This is a genomic window from Rhodoferax lacus, from assembly GCF_003415675.1.
In the GTDB taxonomy this organism is placed as follows: Bacteria; Pseudomonadota; Gammaproteobacteria; order Burkholderiales; family Burkholderiaceae_C; genus Allorhodoferax; species Allorhodoferax lacus.
In genome coordinates this window covers 423,668-445,917 of sequence record NZ_QFZK01000002.1, presented here as the reverse complement: position 1 = coordinate 445,917, position 22,250 = coordinate 423,668, and the positions used below count along the sequence as shown (strand labels likewise).

The following is a 22,250-nucleotide window of genomic DNA, read 5'->3' as shown; positions in this document are numbered from 1 at the left end:
GCAGGTGCAAAAGCATCCAAGGCATTGGCCCTGATTGCACTTCAACCCCTTGTTTCAACTGCCAAAGGAAAACCCATGTCGCACAACTTCAAAACCACCCTCGCCATTGCCAGCGCCGCTGCCGCTTTGTTCGCTATGAGCGCCCCCATCACGGTGGCCCATGCCGACGACATGTCGGTGCATTGCGCCGGCATCAACAGCTGCAAGGGCACCTCTGACTGCAAGACCGCCAAGAACGAATGCAAGGGCCAGAACAGCTGCAAAGGCATGGGCTGGAACAGCAAGTCCTCTGCGAAGGAATGCACCTCCGCCGGTGGCACCGTCGTCAAATAACTGCACATCGCTTGGTGGGCCCGCTTCACACCCGGGCCTGTTTTTTTAACACTTCGTACGGCTTGCTATGCACTCCATTCAGGGCTTTGGTCTCGGGCTACGTACCGAACACTATGCTGCGTTTGAATCAGAACACCAGACCCGTGTCGACTGGCTGGAGATCCTGTCCGAAAACTACATGGTTCCAGGGGGAGCCCCCTTATGGCACCTGGACCGCATTCGCCGGGACTTCCCCATGGTCATGCACGGTGTGTCGCTCAACATTGGCGGGACCGATGCGTTGAACCAGGACTACCTGCGTGATCTGAAGGCGCTGGTACAGCGCGTGCAGCCCGGCTGGGTGTCAGACCACCTGTGCTGGACCGGTACCCAGGGCATCAATATGCACGACCTGCTTCCCCTGCCCTACACCGAAGAGACATTGCGCCACGTCACCGACCGCATCTTGCGGGTTCAGGACTTTCTGGGGCAACGACTGGTCCTGGAAAATCCGTCGACCTACGTTGCCTTTGCCTCCAACCAGATGCCCGAGTGGGAGTTCATTGGCGAGATGCTGCGCCGGGCGGACTGCGAGTTGTTGCTGGACGTCAACAACGTATACGTCAGCAGCGTCAACCATGGCTTTGATCCACATGTATATATCGATGCCATACCAGCATCTCGCGTACGCCAGATCCATTTGGCCGGCCACGAAACGCATGGCGCCTACCTTATAGACACCCACGACCAGCCGGTGTGCGAGGCTGTGTGGCAACTCTACGGCTACACCCTGCAACGCTGCGGCAGCGTGCCCACCATGATCGAGCGCGACGACGACATTCCGGCACTGCAGGTATTGCTCGACGAGCTGGACCATGCCCGCGTGGTGCAAGCCCAAGCCCTTGCCACAGCAGCAGCACCGCTGGAGTGCGCAGCATGATGCAACTTCAAACTCTGCAAAGCGCGTTTCAAGACGCGCTGCTGCAAGACCGGCCCCTGGAGCCGGCTTTACTGGATGCCAGAGGCGTGCTGCAGTTTGGGGTGTACCGCAACGCCTACCGTGCGCGTCTGCGTGCAGCCTTGCGCGACAACTTCGAGGTGCTGCCTCTGGTGATGGGAGACGAGGCCTTTGACGCCCTGGCCAATGCCTACATCGAGGCCCACCCCTCTGCCCACTATTCCCTGCGCTGGTTTGGGCACCAGCTGTGCTCCTTCATGCGGGCCAACGAAGCGCTTGTGGATCACCCTGCCCTGGTGGATTTGGCGCGCATGGAGTGGGCTTTGCGCCAGGCCTTTGATGCTGGCACCGCTGCAACGCTGACAGCTGCGGAATTGGCCGCCGTGCCAGCGGCCGACTGGGCAGATTTGTGCTTTGCGTTGCACCCCTCGGTGCAGCTGCTGGAACTGCAATGGGCCATTGGCCCGATATGGCACGCACTCAAGTCGGGGCAGACCGAACTGGACCCACCCGCAGCCCTGAACCACCACCTGCTGGTTTGGCGCCAAGGCATGAACACGCAGTGGAAGTCTTTGAACACCGCAGAAGTGGTGTTTGTGCAGGGCCTGCTGGCAGGCCAGCACTTCGGCCAGGTGTGTGGAGCACTGGCCCAATGCGTCGGCGAAGAAGGCGCCGCTGCAGCAGCCGTCGCCCTGCTAAGCGAACTGTTGCATGCAGGCGCACTGGGTGCTCTGCCATCACAGCCAACTGAAATTTCCAAGTATTAACTCACTAACCCACTAACCCGGCACTCCACCCCATGTATCTCACCACCGCACAACGCGTCACCACACTGCTGCCATTGCTGGCTACAGCGCAACGCTTGCTGACCCACTTGCAGGCACCCGCCACGCTGGCAGCCCGCGTCTTCGTCGGCATGGCCTTCTTCCGCTCAGGGCTGACAAAGATTGCAGACTGGGACACCACCCTGGCCCTGTTTGCCGATGAATACCATGTCCCGTTGTTGCCACCCGACGTAGCGGCAGTGGCCGGCACCTTTGGTGAGTTGTTCTTCCCGGTCCTGCTGGTCTTCGGACTGTTGGGACGCTTCTCTGCCTTGAGCCTGTCATTCGTCAACATCGTGGCTGTTCTGAGCCTGTCCGAGATCGCACCGGCAGCCTTGCAGCAGCACCAGTTTTGGGGTGCACTGCTGCTGGGCATTCTGCTGTGGGGACCTGGAAAATGGTCGGTAGACGCGTGGTGGTGGCCCAAGGTCACACGCCAACTGCCATGAGCGCATGCACATGAAAAAGGCCAGCTACCGTCCTGCCGATGCGGCAAAACGGTAGCTGGCCTCAATTCCCTGCAGGTTACAGGCGTTCGAAAATCACGGCGATACCCTGACCGCCGCCAATGCACATGGTGGCCAGGCCGTAGCGCCCGCCCGTGCGGTGCAGTTCATACACCAGCTTGGTGGCGATGAAAGCGCCGGAGCAGCCGATGGGGTGGCCCAGGGCAATGGCGCCGCCGTTGGGGTTGGTCTTGGCCATGTCGAGTTCCAGACCGCGGGCCACAGCAATGGCTTGGGCTGCAAAGGCTTCGTTGGCTTCGATCACGTCCATCTGGTCCAAGGTCAGGCCAGCCTTTTTCAGGGCCAGCTTGGTCGCGGGGATGGGGCCTTCGCCCATGATTTCATTGGGCACACCGGCAATCGCATACGACACCAGACGCGCCATGGGCTTGTGGCCACCAGCGGCGGCCACAGCGGCATCGGCCAGCACAAAGAAGGCAGCGCCGTCGTTGATGCCAGACGCGTTACCGGCAGTCACCGAGCCGCCCTCTTTCTTGAAAGCAGGCTTCAGTTTGCCCAGCGACTCCATGGTGGTCTCGGGCTTGCAATGCTCGTCGGTGTCAAACACCACGTCGCCCTTGCGGGTCTTCTTGACGATGGGGACGATTTGCGACTTGAAGCGGCCCTCGGCAATGGCCACACCGGCACGGCGGTGCGATTCCACGGCCAGTGCGTCCTGCTCTTCGCGGGTGATGCCCCACTTGGCGACCAGGTTCTCGGCGGTCACGCCCATGTGGCCCACGCCAAACGGGTCGGTGAGGGTAGACACCATGGTGTCGATCATCTTGCTGTCGCCCATGCGGGCGCCGTTGCGCATGGCAGCCGACAGGTAACCGGCGCGGCTCATCACTTCCACACCGCCGCCAATGCCGTAGTCGCAATCACCCAGCAGAATGTTCTGGGCGGTAGTGACGATGGCTTGCAGGCCCGACGAGCACAGGCGATTGAGCGCCATGGCGACGGACTCTTGCGACAGGCCGGCCTGGATGGAGGCAACGCGTGCCACGTAGGGGAAACGGCTCTCGGTGGGGATGGTGTTGCCCACGGTTACGTAGTTGATGGCCTTGGGGTCCACGCCGGAGCGTGTCACGGCTTCCTTCATCACGGTACCGGCCAGCTCGCAGGGCTCGATGTCCGCCAGGCCTCCGCCGAAAGAACCGATGGCCGAACGGGCAATGCCCAAAACTACTACATCACGCTTGCTCATGCTTTTGTCTCCTAGTTGCTTGGAAATTGAAATAAGAGTGGACTTCCACTTGGCGTGAAATTCTGGACCTGCATCCGTACCACTGGCTTACAAGGAACAGTGTAGCCCGGAGCGCAGACGCGCTTATTGATCTGCGTCTACCGCGCGCCCATCTGGACGTCCGCCTGGAAGCCGCGGGCGCGCAGGGTCACCACCAGGGTGTCGCGGTGGCCACCGTCCTCCAGGGGCTGGATGGGCGTGGACTCGTGGATCACACGCGCATCATCCAGCAGCAGCACCGACCAGGGCTCGAACAGGGTGAAGCGCTGGCCATTGGGGCCGTCGGCCTCAAACACCCGCGTCTCGCCGCCCTTCACGCCCGTGCGCGCCACCAGGAACACCGCCACCAGGTCCACACCGTCACGGTGCGCGCCCTCGGGCGTGGGCCGGCCAATGCCATCGGTGGTGTCAATGCGAAAGGGGTGCGCCTCCACAAACCAGGGCTGCTGGCCTTTGAGACCGGAGCACACGCGGCCCAGCCAGGCCAGCAACAGCGACCATGCAGGCTGCGCCACAAGCTCTGCCGCCATGGGCTCAAAGTGGCGCTCCAGGCCACCGTGCAGGGCGTTGTACGCCACGGGCTGCCAATGCGGGCGGTGTGGCACCTGTTCTACCTGCGGGCCATTGACCACAAAGCAGCTGTGGCGCCTGCGCCGGTAGCGTCCGCCATCGCGCAGGTAGGCGTCGGGTGGCAGGTTGTCCCAAGTGGGGTTCCAGCCCAGCAGGTCGGCCAAAGCCACACCAGCCAGTTGCGCCACCTGGGCGGCACCCAGCACGGCATAGCCCTGCTGCTGCAGCACATAGTCCAAATTTTGCACACCCGCCAGTGCGGGAGGGGGAAACGAATGGGTCATGGAGTCCAGAGCCTGAAAATCGGACCCTGATTATCTGCGCCGCCAGCCGCACCCGGTCAGACCCACTTTGGCCGCTGTGTGACCTGTATCAAGCGCCTGGCTTTGGCCACGCGTTACAGTGCGGCCTTCGATTTGGAGAAGCCTGCATGCAAAACACCACGGCCAACGCCGCCCCCATGCCCACTCCCATGCCCTGGAGCCCCACCCTGGCCCTGGACATGCCCCTGATGGACGACACCCATGAAGAGTTCATCGCCCTGCTGGGTGACGCCGTGCAGGCGCCCGATGACACCTTGCTGTCTTGCTGGGCGCTTCTGATAGACCACACCCAGGACCACTTTGACCGCGAAGACCAGTGGATGCTGGATACCGGCTTTGCCGCGGGCAACTGCCACGCCACCCAGCACAGCGTCATCCTGCAGGTGATGCGCGAAGGCGGCAAGCGCGGTCTGCTGGGCGAGCTGGACCTGGTGCGCCAGATGGCCCACGAGCTGGGGCTGTGGTTTGCCAACCATGTGCAGAGCATGGACGCGGCCCTGGCCCTGCATTTGCGCTCGGCCGGGTTTGACCCGGTGACCGGCATGATGCACAACCCGCTGGCACTGCCCGAGGCAGAAATCCAGGGCTGCGGAGGAGGCAGCTGCGGCAGTGCGACCCAGGACGCGCCCCAAGCCGCTGCACAGGCTATAGCGGCCTGATGGAAGCACCCACGCCCGACCTGCGCCACCGCCCGCACGAGGACATCCAGGCCCTGATTACCGGCACCCTGTTTGTGGCACTCGGTGTGGTGATGTTTGGCCGCACCGGCCTGATCACGGGCGGCACGGCGGGCATCGCCTTTTTGATCCACTACGCCACCGGCTGGAATTTCGGACTGGTGTTCTTTGCCATCAACCTGCCCTTCTACGGCCTGGCTTACCAGCGCATGGGGCTGGCCTTTACGCTCAAGACCTTTGCCTCGGTGGCGCTGTTGGCAGGCATCAGCAATCTGCTGCCGCAGTGGATCACGCTGGGGGATATCAACCCTGTCTTCGCCTCGATCGCCGGTGGGCTGCTGATGGGCACGGGCATGCTGATTCTGTTTCGCCACCGCGCCAGCCTGGGTGGCTTCAATGTGCTGGTGCTGTATTTGCAGGAGCGCTTTGGCTGGCGCGCCGGGCTGATCCAGATGGCGCTGGACTGCAGCATCGTGGTGCTGGCCTTTGCGCTCACCGATTGGTGGCACATCGCGCTCTCGGTGCTGGGCGCCGTGGTGCTCAACCAGACCCTGGCCATCAACCACCGCACCGGGCGCTACGTGGCGATCTGAGTTTGCCAGCCGTCTGCAAGCGACCATGCCTCGCACACCCTTGGTAAAGCATCACACGCTGGCAAGCTTATTGCATTAGCCCCATGGCATGGATGCTTTGCAAATTAGCTCATACATTATTTGCATGACATTCAAGAGTAAACCCTGTGCCCCGGGCATGCACATGCCGATACATTCACTGCTTTGGTGCCTGAGCACCGAAGCAGTGGACTTTTTTTAACTGGAGAAACTGAAGATGACAATGAAATCCCTGAAAACGGTTGCGCTCGTTGTGGCCGCACTTGGCACGCTGGCTGCCGGCCCTGCCTTCGCTGGCAAGACACTGGACGCCATCAAGGCTCGTGGCCAGGTGATTTGCGGCGTGAACACCGGCTTGGCCGGATTCAGCGCAGCCGATTCCGGTGGCAAGTGGACCGGTCTGGATGTGGACGTGTGCCGCGCCGTGGCCGCAGCCACCCTGGGTGATGGCGAAAAAGTGAAGTACGTTCCCCTGAACGCACAGGCCCGCTTCACCGCCCTGCAGTCCGGCGAAGTCGATGTGCTCTCGCGCAACACCACCTTCACCCTGACCCGTGACGCCTCGCTGGGCCTGAGCCAGACCGCCGTTGTGTACTACGACGGCCAGGGCTTCATGGTGCCTGTCAAGAGCAAGATCAAGAGCGCCAAGCAGCTCAAGGGCCAGACCGTGTGCGTGCAGTCCGGCACCACCACCGAGAAGAACCTGACCGACTTCTCCAAGGCTGCTGGCCTGGGTATCAAGCCTATCGTGTTTGAAAAGCTCGAAGCCGCTGAAGGTGCTTACTTCTCCGGCCGTTGCGTGGCTTACACCACCGATGCCTCCGGCCTGGCCTCCACCCGCAACAAGGTGGCCAAGAACCCTGCCGACCACACCATCCTGCCCGACCTGATCTCCAAAGAGCCCCTGGGCCCGATGGTGCGCCGCGGCGATGACGAATGGACAGCCATCGTCAAGTGGACCGTGTTTGGTTTGCTCGAAGCCGAAGAGTACGGTGTGACCGCCGCCAATGTGGACGAACTCAAGACCAGCAGCAAAGACCCTATCGTGGGCCGCCTGTTGGGCTCCACCGAAGACACCGGCAAACTGCTGGGCCTGGACAAGGAATGGCTGGCCCGTGCCGTCAAGACCACTGGCAACTACGGCGAAATGTTTGAACGCAATGTCGGACCCAAATCGCCTCTGCAACTTCCGCGCGGCCTGAACAACCTGTGGAACAAGGGCGGCATCCAGTACGCTCCCCCACTGCGTTAATCCGCATGCTCTGCGCTCCTTGCGGAGCGCGCACACAGCCCAGGGGGCAGGCGCACACCCGTTGCACTGCCCCCTTGGTATTGGTAGCAACCTGATGGAGATGCATCCATGTCCACTTCGCACAAACCACCCAAACCCTCCTGGTCCTGGCGCAGCCAGGCTTTCCGGGGCATCGTCTATCAGGTCGTCACCGTCGCCCTGATTCTTGCGGCCGTGCTCTACCTGGCCCACAACACGCAGGTCAACATGAAGGCCCGCGGCATCCAGAGCGGCTGGGACTTCATGCTGGGCGGCGCCGGCTTTGACATTGGCGAGAGCCTGTTTGCCTTTGACTCGGCCGAGCCTTATTGGAAGGCCTTTCTGGTGGGCTTCAGCAACACGCTGCGGGTGGCCATCCTGGGCATCATCCTGACCACCATTCTGGGCACACTCATTGGCGTGGGCCGCTTCTCGCGCAACGCCCTGGTGCGTGGCATTTGCCTGTGCTATGTGGAATTTTTCCGCAACATCCCCATCCTGCTGCAGTTGCTGATGTGGTACCTGATGTTCACCGAGGTGCTACCCGAATCCAGCACCCCCCTGACGCTGGGCCCGCTGTTCCTGAGCAAGGGCGGACTGAATTTTCCGATACCAGTGTGGGCCACCGGGCAGTACTTTGCCGCCATCGGCATGGCTGTTGCCGTGGTGGTGGCCTTTCTGTACCGCCGCTGGGCTATCCAGTCCTTCGAGCGCACCGGTGTGCCCAAGAGCCTGTTCTGGGTGCCAGTGGGCATCATCATTGGCTTTGGCGTTGTGGGCTGGATTGTGGGCGGCGCGCCCATGGAGTTCAACATGCCGGTGCAAGGCGAATTCGCCATTGAAAACGGTGGCGCCCTCACCCCCGAATTCCTGTCCGTGCTGCTGGGCCTGACGGTCTATACCGCCGCCTTCGTGGCCGAGGTGGTGCGCGGCGGCATCTCGTCGGTGGCCCTGGGCCAGACCGAGGCTGCTGCTGCCCTGGGCCTCTCACGCGGCCAGACCATGCGCCTGGTGACGCTGCCGCAGGCCTTGCGCGTGATCATCCCGCCGGTGACCAACCAGTTTTTGAACCTCACCAAGAACTCGTCGCTGGCCGTGGCCATTGGCTACCCGGACGTGGTGTCCATTGCCAACACCGCCCTCAACCAGACCGGCCGCGCCGTGGAGTGCATCGCCATCATCATGCTGGTGTACCTGAGCACCTCGCTCTCCACCTCGTTCGGCATGAACTGGTACAACAACCGCTCGGCCATCAAGGAGCGCTAAGCCATGACCGCAATCACATTCCAACCCATTGCTGCGCGCCCCGCCCCGGTCAAGACCGAGGGCGCGGTGGCCTGGATCAAATCCAACCTGTTTGGCTCGCTGGGCACCGCCCTGGGCACCATTGCCATTGCCCTGCTGCTGCTGGCCACAGTGCCGCGCTTTCTGAACTGGGCCCTGGTCAACGCCGTCTGGGCCAAGGACTACGATGCCTGCCACACCGCTGTGGGCGCCTGCTGGGGCGTGGTGGCCGAGAAGTTCCGCATCATCATCTTCGGCCGCTACCCGTTTGAAGACCAGTGGCGCCCGCTCATTGCCACCATCGCCCTGCTGGGCCTGCTGATCGTAAGCTGCATGCGCGCCTTCTGGCGGCCCGCGCTGGGCCTTCTGTGGGTGGTGGTGCTGGCCTTCTTCTTCACCCTGATGTCGGGCGGCGTGTTCGGCCTGGCCAAGGTGGATACCGACCGCTGGGGCGGCCTGCCGCTGACCCTGCTGCTGGCCTCGCTGTCCATGTCCATGGCCTTCCCGATTGCGCTGGTGATTGCCCTGGGGCGGCGCTCCAAGCTGCCCGCCATCCGCAGCGTCTGCACCATTTATGTGGAGCTGATCCGCGGGGTGCCACTGATCTCGGTGCTGTTCATGGCCTCCTTCATGTTCCCGCTGTTGATGCCGCAGGGCTTCAGCATCGACGTGCTGGTGCGGGTGCTGGCGGGCATCACCCTGTTTGCCGCAGCCTACATGGCCGAGGTGATACGTGGTGGCCTGCAGGCCGTGCCCAAGGGGCAGATCGAGGCGGCTGCCACCCTGGGCCTGTCGTACTGGCAAACCCAGCGCAAGATCGTGCTGCCGCAGGCCCTGGCCATGGTGGTGCCGGGCATCATGAACAACTTCATCTCCACCTTCAAGGACACCTCGCTGGTGACCATCGTGAGCCTGTACGAGCTCACCGGTGCCATGAGCCTGGCCCTGAACTCGGATGCCAACTGGCGGCCCTTCAAGATCGAGGGCTACCTCTTCATCGCCCTGATCTATTTCGGATTCTGCTTCTCCATGTCGCGCTACAGCATCTGGATTGAAAAGCAGGTCAACAAAAGCAAGCAACGCTAAGGCTAAGGAATACACATGTCTGAAAACATCATCACCTTCGACAAGGTCAACAAGTGGTACGGCAACAATTTTCACGTGCTGCGCGATATTGACCTGCAGGTCAAAACCGGCGAGCGCATTGTGGTCTGCGGCCCCTCGGGCTCGGGCAAGTCCACCCTGATCCGCTGCATCAACCGCCTGGAAGAGCACCAGCAAGGCCACCTTACCGTGGACGGTGTGGAGCTCACCGACGACGTGAAAGCCATTGACGACGTGCGCAAGAAAGTCGGCATGGTGTTCCAGCAGTTCAACCTGTTCCCGCACCTCACCGTGCTGGAGAACCTGACGCTCTCTCCCATGTGGGTGGGCAAGATGCCCAAGAAGGACGCCGAAGAAAAGGCCATGGAGCAATTGAAGCGCGTACGCATTGCCGAGCAGGCTGGCAAGTACCCGCTGCAGCTCTCCGGCGGGCAGCAGCAGCGCGTAGCAATTGCGCGCGCCCTGTGCCTCAAGCCCAAGATCATGCTGTTCGACGAGCCCACCTCGGCGCTGGACCCCGAGATGATCAAGGAAGTGCTGGACGTGATGATCGAGATGGCCAGCCAGGGCATCACCATGCTGTGCGTGACGCACGAGATGGGCTTTGCCAAAGCGGTGGCCGACCGGGTGATCTTCATGGACCAGGGGCAGATCGTGGAGCAGAACAATCCGCACGATTTCTTCAACAACCCGCAGAGTGAGCGGAGTCGGGACTTCTTGTCGAAGATTCTCGGGCACTGAAGGCGCGTTTTGGATGCTTGGCTTTCCTGCGGGGCAACAAAGCCCCGCAGGGTGCAGATTCTGATGAAAGGTCCCAGGGGTCTCTCCAGCACCTGCGCAACCGAACATGCAATCTCGGTTAAATTCAGCCCATGCTGTCCACTACCCGCGCACTCAAGGCGCACCCCCCCGCCTTCTCCAAAACCGAGTTCCGCACCGCCCTGGGCATGTTCGCCACCGGCGTCACCATCGTGACGGCCCGCACCGCCGGCGGTGTCATGGTGGGCCTGACTGCCAATTCCTTCAATTCAGTGTCCTTGTCTCCACCGCTGGTGCTCTGGAGCCTGGCCCAGTCGGCCAGCAGCATGGAAGCTTTCAGCACCGGTTCGCACTACGCCATCAACATCCTGAGTGCCGACCAGCAGGACCTGGCGCGCCAGTTTTCCGCCAAGGGGGTGGACCGCTTTGCGGGTGTGGGCTACACGCTGGGCATCAGTGGCGCGCCGCTGATTGATGGCGCGGCCGCCACTTTTGAGTGCTTCAACCGCAGCCGCTACGAGGAAGGTGACCACGTGATCTTCGTGGGCGAAGTAGAGCGCTGCCAGCACCAGGAAGGCGCCTCACCCCTGCTGTACCACGGTGGCAAGTTCTACGCCGAGCACCCGCTTTAAACACGCCGGCGCAGCAAAGGCGGTGGCTGGCGCCGGGTGTCTATCTGCCTAAATTGCTGTCGGCGTCCGTCAAGGCGCTGCGGTAGGCGCCGCAGCCCACCAGCAGTTCGTCGTTGACAGGCAGCACATAGCTGGACTTGCCGCGCACATCGCCGGTAGCCAAGTTGATGATGTTGTATTCCACCCAGCCGCCGCCCTGCTCGCAGCGGTGCCAGGCGTCGTCCAGCAGCTGCTGGGCATCCACACCCGGTGCGTCAAACAGGCTGCTGCCCACGCGGTTGACGTCTGCACCCATGACGCGGTAGACGCCGCGCCGGTCAAACACAAAGATGTACAGGTCGCGGTCCACAAAACCGCCTTCCTTGTCGTGGAAGACCTGGAAGGCGTGGTCGAAGCCCACGGCCTGCAGCAATTCGTGGGCCCGGTTGGTCAGTGCCAGCGCCTCATCGGCCGTGCCCTGGCGCAGCTTGATGTAGGTGACTGCGTCTTCCAATTGACGCGAGCGCTGCATCAGGCGGCTGGAGCGGTGCGAGGTGCGGTCCACCAGGCCCGAATTTTCGATGGTGACGCGGTCCAGGTCTCCCACGGCCTGCACCACCTCTGTCAGCGCAATGCTTTGCTTGGTGCTGCCGTCGGCCATGGCTTCGACGTTGAAGGCAATCTCGGAAATTCCGGTCACCAGGCTGGTCATGAGGCCGCTCACCGCCTCGATCTCGGTAACCGTCTCACTCACGCGGGTGGCGGACTCGGCAATCAGCGTGCGCACCTCGGCCGCAGCACCCTGGCTGCGCCGTGCCAGGTTGCGCACTTCGGCCGCCACTACGGCAAAGCCCTTGCCCTGCTCACCCGCACGGGCGGCCTCAACCGCTGCGTTGAGCGCCAGCAGATTGGTCTGGAAGGCGATGCCGTCAATCGTGCCGATGATCTCGCGCATGCGCGTCGAGGTGGTCTGCAGCGCGCCCATGCCGCTGACCGTCTTGCCCATCAGGGTGCTGGCGTTGCCAGCTTCGGCATGCAGGCTCTTGGTCATCAGGCTGACCTCCTGGGCCGCCTCGGAGTTGCGCGCCACGGTGTCGCTGACCTGCCCGACGTTGGACGCGGCCTCTTCCAGGCTGACGGCCTGCGACTGGGTGCGCTGCGACAGGGAATGCCCGTCTTCCACCAGTTGAGCGCCCACATGCGTGACCATGCTGGAGGCACTGCGCACGTCTGCCACAAGTGTGGACAGCACATTGAGCATGTTCTCGAATTCCTTGCTGATGTCGGCAATTTCATCGCTGCCAGGCACTTCCACATGCACCGCCAGATTGCCGCGGGTGCCTTCCGAGATCGCGCTGTTCAGGGCACGGATGCTGCTCACCGTGGCTACTGAAAAACACAGGATGAGGTACACCACCAACAACAGGCCCACCACCGCCAGACCGCCCAGAATACTGGCCTCCAAGAAGGCCTTGTCCTGGCGCAGCTGCAATATGGTGGCCAATTGCCCGAATGCATTCTTGCGAAACAGGCTGCCGGCGCTCACCACCTGGGCGCCCGACGAACTGACCAGCGCCAAGGCTTCAGGCGAAGCCTGCTTGGCCACCAGTGCACGTACCTGGTTGCCAAAGGCACTGGCGGCCACCAGTGCCTCACGGGCACCTTTGGGCAATTCCGTGGCGCCAGCACGCTCCATGGCGTCCAGGTTCTCGGCCACGGCCTCCACCTGGCTGTCCAGCAAAGCAGCCATGCTGAGCAGGGCTGTGGCACGGCTTTGCTGCTCCGCGGCTGGCTCAGGCAGTGATGCTGCCATGGCGCGCAGGGTGTTGACCGAAGCCATCAAGGCAATGGACTTCTGGGTCAGGATGTCCTGCAAAAAATAGGTTTGTGCCACCGGATCCAGCGCCAGCGCCGACTGCTCCCCCAGCAGGCCCACCAACCTGCGCAGGCCCTTGTCGGCCGCAGCCAACGCCTGCGCATGCGCGGCTTCGCTGGCAGCGGGGCTCTGCAATGCCTGCACCAGCGCCTGCGGCTGTGTCCACTGCCTGGCCCAGTCCGGCTTGGGGTGTTGTGGCAGCCAGGTGTCCAGTGCGGCCGTGTGGGTCTGCAGTTGCTGCAGCACTTCAGCGCGTGCCTTGTCGGCATCGGGCTTGCCCGACTGCCCGGAATAGGCACCCAGCTCCTGAACACCAGTGAGTACATCACTCACCCGTTCGATCATCTGGGCGCCCAGCAACTCGTCGCGCGCTTTGGCATGTTCGTTGAACAGCGTGGACATCTGGAAGTAGGTCACCAGCACCAGGGGCAAACCCAAAAGCAGGGCCATGGTGGCCAATTTGACCGGCATGTGCAGGCGCTGCATCCAGGCAACTCCCGGGCCCAACCACCCTCTGGACTTGCGACGTGACGATTCTAAAAACATGGTTACTTCCAGGACCCCGCAGGGTTTGCGACAAAACTGCCTGCTGAAATAGTAACCCCTTTAGCGCTCAGCTTTTTATCAATACGCGGCTAATTTCAGACTGCAGGCGCGTCAGCTCCAGGGGCTTGGCCAGGTAACCGTCAGAGCCTGCCTTTTTGAAGCGCGCGGCATCGCCCGGCTCGTCATGCGAGGTGGCCATGATGACGGGCAGATGGCCACCCTCGACAGCCTCCTTGGCACGGATTGCGGCCAGAGCCTGCAAGCCGTCCATATTGGGCATCATGACGTCCATCAGCACCAGGTCCACCCGCATTTTGGACAGACATTTCAGCGCTTTTTCACCGTCGCTGACCACCATTCCGGTATACCCCAACTGGGTCAGAAGGCCAACGACCAGACGCTGGTTGATGATGTTGTCTTCCGCCACCAGGACCTTCAAGGGGCGTCCCGGGGACACGGTGTTGGGTGTGTACACACTGCTCATGAAAATACGGGGCCTTGTCTTGTATCAATATTCCGCAACAGCTTCTCGCATTCGGTTGCGGCGGCTTCAAATTCCAGATCCGCCATGGCGAGGTCCAGCGGTTCCATGGCCTGGGAAATGCCGGCACCCATTTTCTGGCGCAACGCGGCATACAACTCCAAGGCCACCATATCGGAGGTCTGCAAGGCAACCAGCAGCTCACGCAGTGGCGCCAGCTCCAGTGTATCCACGGTGCCAACGGCCGGACTGTCGCCATGCGCGTTTGCCCCAAGCTGCCCCGCCACATCCTCCAACAGGGGCAGATACCGCCCGAGCAGCGCGGTGAGCTCTGGAGCCCTTGCCTGCCAGGCCAGTGCGCCTTGCGGACTTTGCAGATGCTTTTCTGCCTCGGCCGCAAAGGCAGACAGGGCTGGCGCCCCTACCGTCGCCGAGAGCCCCTTGAAGCCATGCAACTCGCGCTTGAGCGCTGGCAGATCACCTTGGTGCAGGCATTGATCCAGCCGCTCTGGCAGTAGCCTGGCATCGGCAACAAAACCGGTGATGGCCCGCTGCAGCAGTTGCCGGTTGCCGCCCATGCGTGCCAGTGCCAGCCCAATCTCCAGGCCGTCGGCCCCGGCTTGGACGGCATCTACCAAGGCTGGCTGCACAACGGAGGGCTGGGCCCGGCGTCGCACAATACCGCCGACTGGACCGGTGCGCTCCACCCAGCGGGTGTGTGTGATCAGCGTCTGAACCAGCTGATTCAGGTCGAAGGGCTTGCCCACATGGTCATTCATACCAGCGGTCAGGCAATCCTCCCGGTCCGAATGCATGGCATTGGCGGTCATGGCAATCACTGGCAGTTCGGCAAACCGCTTGTCGGTACGCAGCAAGCGGGTGGCGCTCAGGCCATCCATCACCGGCATCTGCAGGTCCATCAGCACCACGTCAAAAGGCGGTTGCGCAGATCGTATGGCGTCCAACCCCAGTGCGCCGTTGTCGGCCAGGGTCACACGGGCACCCTGCGCGCTCAACAATTCCTGGGCCACTTGCTGGTTGATCAGGTTGTCTTCCACCAGAAGGACACGCATGCCGTGCAGACGCTGGGGGCTGACCTGCGGCTGGGTCGGCTGCAAGCCCGAGCCGTTGCGCGCCTGCTCCAGTGCCCGGGTGAACATGGCTGCAGTAAGAGGCTTGACCATCAGCCCGTTGAGCAATTCCTGCTCGCGCTCGGTACGGTGTGAGAGCGCGCCACGGCTTTGCCGGCTCAGGAGGATCAGCAGAGGTGGTTTGCGGCTGGCGTACAGGCGGCACACGTTGCGCAGCGTATCCCAGCCATCCATGTCGGGCATTTCGGCATCCACGAACAAGGCATCCCACGGTGCGGCCTGTGCCGCAAGATCGGCCTTGAGCAGGTCCAGGGCCTGCGCACCGGATGCCGCCAGCGTCACATCCCAGCCGAGCCCACGCATCATGGCTGCGCTGGTGGCCAAAGCCTGGGGGTTGTCATCTACCAGCAAGACCCGCACTGCAGCCTCGGTCCTGCTTGCCGGCCCGACCGTCAGCAGTGGCGCAGCCGGCTGGAAATCAGCCGCTTGCAGTTCCAGCGTGAAGCTGAAGGTGCTGCCCTGCCCCAGCACACTGCTGAGCTGCAATTCGCCACCCATCAGGCGTATCAGACGGGTCGAAATCACCAGCCCGAGGCCGGTGCCACCGAAACGCCGGGTGGTGTTGGCTTCGGCCTGGGTAAAGGCATCAAAAATGCGCGACTGGTTCTCTGGCGCAATGCCAATGCCGGTATCCACCACGGCAACCCCCAGTTTGACGCGCTCGGGGGTGCGTGCCAGCAGGGTCCAGCGGACCACGACTTCGCCCTTTTCGGTGAACTTGACGGCATTGCCACCCAGGTTGATCAGGATCTGCTTGAGGCGCATGGCATCGCCAATGAGCTCACGCGGTATGGCGGAATCCACGTCGAACACCAGGTCCACATTTTTGGCGCCCAGGTTGGATGACAGGATGACCGACAGATCACCCAGCAAGCCATCCAGCAGGAAGGGCTCCGGGTTGAGCTGCATCTTGCCGGCTTCCACTTTGGAGAAGTCCAGGATGTCATTGAGCAAGCCCAGCAGTGATCGCGCAGCACCCACCGCCTTTTCGGCATAGTCGCCCTGCTGGGCGTTCAGCGCGGTGTTGCGCAGCAATTGCAGCATGCCCAGGATGGCGTTCATGGGGGTACGGATTTCATGGCTCATGTTGGCCAGGAACTGGCTCTTGGCCACGCTGGACTGCTCGGCCAGGCGCATGGCCTCCCGCAGGGAGGACTCGTATTCCTTCTGCCGGGAGATGTCGTAGATCACGGCCAGATGACCCTCCTGCGCACCCTGGACATCGCGCATGGGCGAGAAGATCAGGCTGGCCTTGAAGCGCGTTCCGTTCTTGCGCACCAGGGTCCATTCCTGCGCGTCGCGGGTCTGCACAACGTGTGCAAAAACCTCGTCAAGATCCGGTACATGGCCCAGCATCAGTTCCAGTGTTTCACGCAGCGCGCCCAGCTCGGAGAGTTCAAAGAAGCGGTCGGCGCTTTGCTGGCCCACCAACTCGTGGGCGGAATAGCCCAACAGGTTTTCCGCGCCCTTGTTGAAGACGCGAACGGTGTGGTCCAGCCCCAGGGTCACCACACCTACGGCGGTGGCCGAATCCAGCACGTTTTGCAGTGTGGCCATGGTCTGGGCGAGTTGCTGCTCGGCCCGCTTGCGCTCGGTGATGTCCATGTGGGTTCCGTAAACCCACTCCGATTGGCCTTCATCCGGACCCTTGGCCCGCTTGCCCTTGGCCAGGACCCATATCCAGTGCCCCTGCTTGTGGTGCATGCGCACCTCGATTTCGTAGCCGCTGCTCTCCCCGCGCAAGTGCTCCTGCATTTTCTGGGCCGAGGCCGCCAGGTCCTCGGGGTGCACCAGACGCACAAAGGTGTCATAGCCCAGCGGTTCAAGCTCCTGCAAGGTGTAGCCCAGCATGCCCACGTACTGCTCGTTGTACAGGCTGTGGCCCGTCTGCACATTCCACTCCCACGTACCCACCTGGGTGCCCTCCAGAATGCTCTGCATGCGCTTTTGCTCTTCGCCGCGTTGCGCGCTGGTGAGTTCTGCCGCTGCGGTGGCCAGCTTGAGCTCGGTGATGTCAACCCGGAAGCCCACGGTATGGCCGTCAGGCATGCGCTGATCTATCACCTTGAGCCAGCGCCCATCCTGCAACTGCTGCTCCATCGACACATTGCCACTGCGGTGCGCGGCCATGCGCTGCTCTACCCATTCGTCCACGCGCCCGAGTGCCTCTAGATACTGCCCACGCTCGGCACCGCCGCGGATGATGCTCTCAAAGCTTGCACCATAGGTCAGCAAGTCGGATGACCTGGAATTGATGGCGCGGAACTTGTCGTTGCACAGCACCAACCGGTCTTGCGGGTCGTACAGCACGAAGGCTTCGTTGATGGCCTCAATCGCACCGCGCAGCAACGCGCCGCTGCGTTCCACTTCCAGTTGCGACAGATAGCTCTTGGTCACATCCTGGAACGCACCCATCAGGCGAACCGGCCCACTGTCGTCGAAACCGACCTCGCAGAACAGACGTACCCACAGCTGTTCTCCCTGCACGTTGCGGAATTCCACCACCAGATCCCAGGAGGTGCCGTCCTTTTCCGCGCGCTTCACCGCATCCACCACACGCTGGCGGTCAGCCTCAGGGTAGAAATCCAGGGCCGTTTTTTCCGTGGGCTCATAGTCCGCTGGCAGGCCGTGAATGGCGCACGTCTGGGCGCTGAACACCAATTTGCGGGTCTTGAGATCGAGCTGCCATGCGCCCACACCGGCGATGCGCCCGGCCCGGTCCAGAAAGGCTTCCAGATCCCGCAGGTTGAGCTCCACCTGTTTGCTCTCGCTGATGTCGGTGTGGATGCCACCTACCCACTCGGCGCTGCCATCCGGGCTGCGGGACATGACCTTGCCACGGCTCAGCACCCACATCCATTGGCCGTCCTTGCGCAGTGCGCGCACATCGCAGGCGTAGCTGTCCGTGCGTGCCGCAATGCAGTCTGCCATGGCCTGTTTCAGGCGCTCGCGGTCCACCGGATGCACGCGCTGTTGCCAGAACTGGTCCACACCAGGCACAACTTCCTCGCGGGAAAATCCCAGCATGGCACTCCAACGGTCGTTCCATCGCTGCTCGCCGGTCTGCATGTTGGACTCCCAGGTTCCCACATTGGTAGCCGTCAGAATGTTTTCTGCACGCTCTTTTTCCAGCAGCAGCGCCGCTTTGGCCTGCACGACTTCCGTGATGTCGCTTTGCACCGACAGATAGCCGGTGATACGGCCCTTGCTGTCCAGGATCGGCAGCACCTCCAGGTCGGCGTAATAGTCCCGGCCAGCCTTGCTACGCTGCAAGACCTGAATCTCTACGCGCCCGCCAGCCTCGGCCTGGCTGTCAATGATCAGCGGCGTTTGCGGGTCCGCCAGGGGACTGTGCAGCAACTGGCTGGGCCGCATGCCAATGGCCTCTTCCGGCATAAAACCACTCATGCGGGTAAAGCCTTCATTGACCCAGGAGATGCGCCACTGGGTATCGGCAAAGTACACCGCATTGGAGGTCCGCTTGGCCACCATGGCCAGGCGCTCCAGGTCATGGGTCATGCTCTGGGCCAGGTCCACTGCACGTGCGCGCCCGGCCATCAGCAACCACAGCACCATCGCCCCCAGCACGCTCAGGCCGGAGCCGAGTACGGCCGCCTTCAGATGCTCGCGTGGATGGAAATCCTGCTCAAAGGCCGGGCTCGAATTGGTGCGCAAATACAAGACCTGCCCACCCAGCAACACAGCACGGACGACCGAGAAGGCGCTGTGTTCCTGGCGCGTCAGACTTTCGGGCGCATTCACTTCACCGGCCGGCAATTGGCTGTCGTACAACAGGGATTTCGCGTTCAGATCCGGGGCGTCAAACAGCTGGTAATTGACCAGGCGCACATCCACCCCTGCGCCACTGGCCATGAGTTCGGAGAGCACCACGGGTGCGAAGGCCCAGCCAAGCAGATCGCGCACGCGGGAGTCTTGGCTGTCGGGTTCACTGGCACCGGCATAAATGGGCAACAGCAACAGGAATCCTGGCCGCTTCAAGGAATCCTGAAGCAGGCTGATACGCGGCGTCAGTGTGGCCTGCCCCGAACGCATGGCCGACTCTGCTGCGGCACGGCGCTGCGGGTCGGAGCCAATGTCATAGCCGATGGCCTCCACGTTTCGGCTCAAGGGCTCCAGGTACTTGACCAGGAACAGGTCCGGTTTGTCACCATGGGTACGCGCCTCGTAGCTGGCCAGGAAATTGCGGCGCATGTTGGCAACAAAGGCCGCCAACTCCGGGCGTGGCACACGCTCTATAAATCCCAAGCCCCGAAAGCCCGGCGACACCTGGTGAGGGTCGCTGGATTCAACAAAGCGCCTGAACTCCCTGACCGATACATCATCACTGGACTCATAGAGTCCGCGCAGACCGTTGAGCACACGTTCTATGTCATTGAACTGGGTCTGTACATCGGATTCGAGTTGATCGGAAACCTTCAGGAAATGGGTACGCGCATCGTCATAGGCCGCATGGCGTGCGGCGTCTGCAAAGTAAACGGTTGCCGCCAGGCCTGCAGCCAGACACAGCAGCGCGATCAGCATTGGAACCGGGTACAGCACCAGGCGCTGCGCGGGCCTGGCCATGGCTAGTCTCTGGATGTACTGGGGCGCCCAGACTGCAGCCACAAACACGGCTGCAAAGGCTAATGGAATGCACGCATAAAACAGGATTTCAGCCAGGCCCGCTGGCATTTACAGCACACTGTCCACGCTATTGCGCATAGCAGTCTGGGCCACTGCATCGAGTGCCTCCTGATCAACCGATTGACCTGACACCAGACGCAGGCGTCCGGTGGCCAGCAACTTGTCGCGCGAGCGCCGCGTCATGGACTGCGTGGTCCCGAAGATGCCTGTGAACAGGAACAAGGTACCGTGCGGACTGGCCCAGGTCAGTTGGGTGCGCTGCCATTGTCCAGCTGTCCACATCTCCACCCAGCTGCCCAGGGAGAAGTCGCTCTCCGTCATCGCCTGCGGGTCCGATGCTGGCAGCAAGTCGGGCAGAAGCTCGGGCACCAATGGAGCATCCGCTGGATCTGCATCGGCCGGATTTTCCTGTAACTCCACAAAATTGGACGCCAGTGCCTCTTCGGGCGCAATCCAGGGGTTGCCATCCGCCACCGGACGAACCCGGTCAGGCAGCGCCATCTCGGGCAAGGTGGCGTTGACGCCCGCATCCGCACTGGGCAGAACCGTATTGGCGCGGAAGATCTGCTGGTGAATGGCCATCAGCGCTTCCAGGAAGTTGCTGGTGCGTGTGACTGGGTACTGGATCGTGTCCAGACCTTCCCTCAGCGTTGTCAGCAGACGAGGCACCACGCGGGTCAGTTTTGCGGGATTGGTACGGGCCAGCTCAGGGTGCGCGCTCCACAGCAAAGCTGGGACCAAAGCCTCGAATTTCTCGGCCGCCGGCGAACCGACCCCCTGCTTGATACGCGCTTGCGCCAGAACCTGGGCCCAGGGTCCGCATAAAAAGTCCAGAACAACTGCAGGCACCTTGGCTGAATCCGGATGCTTCTCGATTTTGTGGGCAATTTTCTCGGCCAGGATGTTGCGGGCTTCGGCATGGGCAAGCACATCCACCGCCAGGTCCTGGTACTTTGAGCGGGCCTGGGAGTCCACATTCCAATGCTTTTGCAGGATGGCCAGCCGGGCCTCAAATACCTCGCCGCTCTCGATCGACGCCCGCAACAAGGGGGCCAGTGATTCCTGCAGCTCGCCCATGAACCGGTCAAAGCCAGCGGCTGTGGCAGATTCAAAGGCCAGGCTGTGATGGGTCAGCTCATGCAGCAGGCGCCGCGCAGGGTGTTGCTTGTCAGTAAAGAAGCGCGGGTCAACCAGCGCCAGGCGCAACAGGGCCGGCTCCAGGCCGCGTATGACCTGGCACACAGGCTCCAGCAAGCGCGGATCGCGGGCCATGTTGTCCACCATCAGTGTTACCACCTCCAGGCTGATGGCCTGTGCCACATCCCTGGCGCCCTGGCGCAGCGACTGGCGCTGGGCCTCGATGGAGTGCGCCTGAGGATGTGCTGTTGCGGACTCTGTCGTGCGGCGCTGCTGCAAACTTTGCACGACCCTGTCCACCTGCTTCATCTCGGTGAGGGCTTCCACCGCGGCGGGCAGGGTCTCGGCAAATTCGGAGGGCGGGCCTTGAGGAACGCCCAGATTGTTGCCTTCATACTGCTGGTCAAATTGGGCCGAAAATTCCGCCACACGGTTGCCCCCGGAACTTGGCGTAGCCAGTTCACCGACCAGCAAGCGCCGCAATTTATCCAATGTGAGCAGCCTGGGGTCGCGGGCCCTGCTCTGGAAGGCAGGCGGCACATGCACCATTTCATCAACCAAGGGCGCGGCCTGGGTTTGCATGGCAGTTTCAACATCAACGGCAGCAGCAGGGGCAGTTGGCGCAGCCGCAATTGGCGCAGCGGCTGACGGTAGCGCGGCCCCACCCGTGTGGCTGCCAAATCCGGCCGGCACAGCAAAGCCCACCGTGGTCACACCCTGTTGGCGCAGCTGGGCATTAAGCGTCACGTAAAAGGCGCGCAATTCCGGCCCGAGTACCGTGGTCAGCGCGTTAAACCACAGCAGCTGCATGCTTCGAGGCAACTCGGTCTGCTCGACCACTTCCTTCAGGGCACCGATGTAGCTGTCGGGCCGCAGCGGATTGTGCTCGGCACGCACGCTGCCCATGCCTTGCAGGCCACAGATCAGCGAATTGAGCTCACTCAGGCTGACCAGCGCAGTTTCCATGACATATTGCCGGATGCGGGCCAACGTGACGCTGATCTGCACCTGCGCCTCGTCCATCAACTCCAGCTGGTCGAAATGAACGTCTGCTACCGACAAGGTCTGCGACTTATAGCCCGATTGAGGCCCGCCAAACGCCCTGAGCAAGGCCTGCGGGTAGGCAGCGTAGAGATTCTGCTCCTGGCGCCGCAACTGGTTGGCTGCTGTGGCCACCAATTCGCGCTCCTTGGGGTCCCGCAGCGAGGCTTCCTGCGCCTGCAGAATCTGGCGCGCGGAATCCACCATCTTGCCCATCAGCACAGAACCACCTGCAGCCGCTTCCTGCAGCGTCGTGCGGTACAGCTCCTGGTTTTGGCCAGAGGATGTGGAAGCAGGATTGGCTGGCGCTGTGGGCATG

At 62.3% G+C, this 22,250-nt stretch carries 17 protein-coding genes; 11 read left to right on the top strand and 6 right to left on the bottom strand.

All coding sequences use genetic code 11. The annotated features are described in order from the left end of the window. Nucleotides 1–75: 75 nt before the first annotated feature. The 4 genes from bufA2 (at nt 76) to DIC66_RS05670 (ending at nt 2,543) form a co-directional block, all read left to right on the top strand. Nucleotides 76–333 carry a BufA2 family periplasmic bufferin-type metallophore gene (gene bufA2, locus DIC66_RS05685; protein ID WP_117174899.1) on the top strand — a complete coding sequence of 86 codons (258 nt, stop codon included), beginning with the start codon at nt 76–78 and terminating at the stop codon, nt 331–333. Nucleotides 334–400: 67 nt separating this feature from the next. Beyond that, nucleotides 401–1,252, top strand: coding sequence for an MNIO family bufferin maturase (bufB, locus tag DIC66_RS05680; RefSeq protein WP_117174897.1), 852 nt, complete (start codon nt 401–403; stop codon nt 1,250–1,252). Further along, nucleotides 1,249–2,037 carry an HvfC/BufC N-terminal domain-containing protein gene (locus DIC66_RS05675; RefSeq protein WP_117174895.1) on the top strand — a complete coding sequence of 263 codons (789 nt, stop codon included), beginning with the start codon at nt 1,249–1,251 and terminating at the stop codon, nt 2,035–2,037. Before bufB ends, DIC66_RS05675 begins: the two co-directional genes overlap by 4 nt. A gap of 32 nt (nt 2,038–2,069) precedes the next feature. Then, nucleotides 2,070–2,543, top strand: coding sequence for a DoxX family protein (locus tag DIC66_RS05670; protein ID WP_117174893.1), 474 nt, complete (start codon nt 2,070–2,072; stop codon nt 2,541–2,543). A gap of 76 nt (nt 2,544–2,619) precedes the next feature. On the opposite strand, the gene DIC66_RS05665 is transcribed toward DIC66_RS05670, so the two are convergent. Then, on the bottom strand, nt 2,620–3,807 hold the full coding sequence (locus DIC66_RS05665) for an acetyl-CoA C-acyltransferase family protein (protein ID WP_117174891.1): 1,188 nt from the start codon (nt 3,805–3,807) through the stop codon (nt 2,620–2,622). Nucleotides 3,808–3,944: 137 nt separating this feature from the next. Next, nucleotides 3,945–4,700, bottom strand: a complete 756-nt coding sequence (locus DIC66_RS05660) for a 2OG-Fe dioxygenase family protein (protein ID WP_117174889.1) — start codon at nt 4,698–4,700, stop codon at nt 3,945–3,947. A 146-nt stretch (nt 4,701–4,846) separates the two neighbouring features. Between DIC66_RS05660 and DIC66_RS05655 the strand changes: the two genes are divergently transcribed. The 7 genes from DIC66_RS05655 (at nt 4,847) to DIC66_RS05625 (ending at nt 11,076) form a co-directional block, all read left to right on the top strand. Continuing rightward, on the top strand, nt 4,847–5,398 hold the full coding sequence (locus DIC66_RS05655; protein WP_233505793.1) for a hemerythrin domain-containing protein: 552 nt from the start codon (nt 4,847–4,849) through the stop codon (nt 5,396–5,398). Then, the gene (locus DIC66_RS05650) at nt 5,398–6,009 is read left to right on the top strand and encodes a YitT family protein (protein ID WP_117174887.1); all 612 of its coding nucleotides are present in this window, start codon (nt 5,398–5,400) and stop codon (nt 6,007–6,009) included. The genes DIC66_RS05655 and DIC66_RS05650 overlap by 1 nt, the downstream gene beginning before the upstream one ends. Nucleotides 6,010–6,250: 241 nt before the next feature. Further along, nucleotides 6,251–7,279: an amino acid ABC transporter substrate-binding protein gene (locus DIC66_RS05645; protein ID WP_233505792.1), complete on the top strand. Its 1,029-nt coding sequence runs from the start codon at nt 6,251–6,253 to the stop codon at nt 7,277–7,279. Nucleotides 7,280–7,387: 108 nt separating this feature from the next. Beyond that, the gene (locus DIC66_RS05640) at nt 7,388–8,563 is read left to right on the top strand and encodes an amino acid ABC transporter permease (protein WP_117174883.1); all 1,176 of its coding nucleotides are present in this window, start codon (nt 7,388–7,390) and stop codon (nt 8,561–8,563) included. Between the two features lie 3 nt (nt 8,564–8,566). Beyond that, nucleotides 8,567–9,667 carry an amino acid ABC transporter permease gene (locus DIC66_RS05635; protein WP_117174881.1) on the top strand — a complete coding sequence of 367 codons (1,101 nt, stop codon included), beginning with the start codon at nt 8,567–8,569 and terminating at the stop codon, nt 9,665–9,667. Between the two features lie 15 nt (nt 9,668–9,682). Next, a complete protein-coding gene (locus DIC66_RS05630) occupies nt 9,683–10,426 on the top strand; it encodes an amino acid ABC transporter ATP-binding protein (RefSeq protein ID WP_117174879.1) in 744 nt (247 codons plus the stop codon). A gap of 131 nt (nt 10,427–10,557) precedes the next feature. Beyond that, a complete protein-coding gene (locus DIC66_RS05625; RefSeq protein WP_117174877.1) occupies nt 10,558–11,076 on the top strand; it encodes a flavin reductase family protein in 519 nt (172 codons plus the stop codon). A gap of 40 nt (nt 11,077–11,116) precedes the next feature. On the opposite strand, the gene DIC66_RS05620 is transcribed toward DIC66_RS05625, so the two are convergent. The 4 genes from DIC66_RS05620 to DIC66_RS05605 all read right to left on the bottom strand — a co-directional run bounded on the left by DIC66_RS05620 (nt 11,117) and on the right by DIC66_RS05605 (nt 22,249). After that, nucleotides 11,117–13,477 (bottom strand): methyl-accepting chemotaxis protein, encoded by a 2,361-nt coding sequence (locus DIC66_RS05620; protein WP_117174875.1) that lies wholly within the window; start codon nt 13,475–13,477, stop codon nt 11,117–11,119. Nucleotides 13,478–13,544: 67 nt separating this feature from the next. Beyond that, nucleotides 13,545–13,961 (bottom strand): response regulator, encoded by a 417-nt coding sequence (locus DIC66_RS05615; protein WP_117174873.1) that lies wholly within the window; start codon nt 13,959–13,961, stop codon nt 13,545–13,547. Continuing rightward, a complete protein-coding gene (locus DIC66_RS05610; protein WP_233505791.1) occupies nt 13,958–19,693 on the bottom strand; it encodes a PAS domain S-box protein in 5,736 nt (1,911 codons plus the stop codon). The genes DIC66_RS05615 and DIC66_RS05610 overlap by 4 nt, the downstream gene beginning before the upstream one ends. Before the next feature lie 108 nt (nt 19,694–19,801). After that, nucleotides 19,802–22,249, bottom strand: coding sequence for a DUF1631 family protein (locus tag DIC66_RS05605; protein ID WP_117174869.1), 2,448 nt, complete (start codon nt 22,247–22,249; stop codon nt 19,802–19,804). Nucleotide 22,250 lies beyond the last annotated feature (1 nt).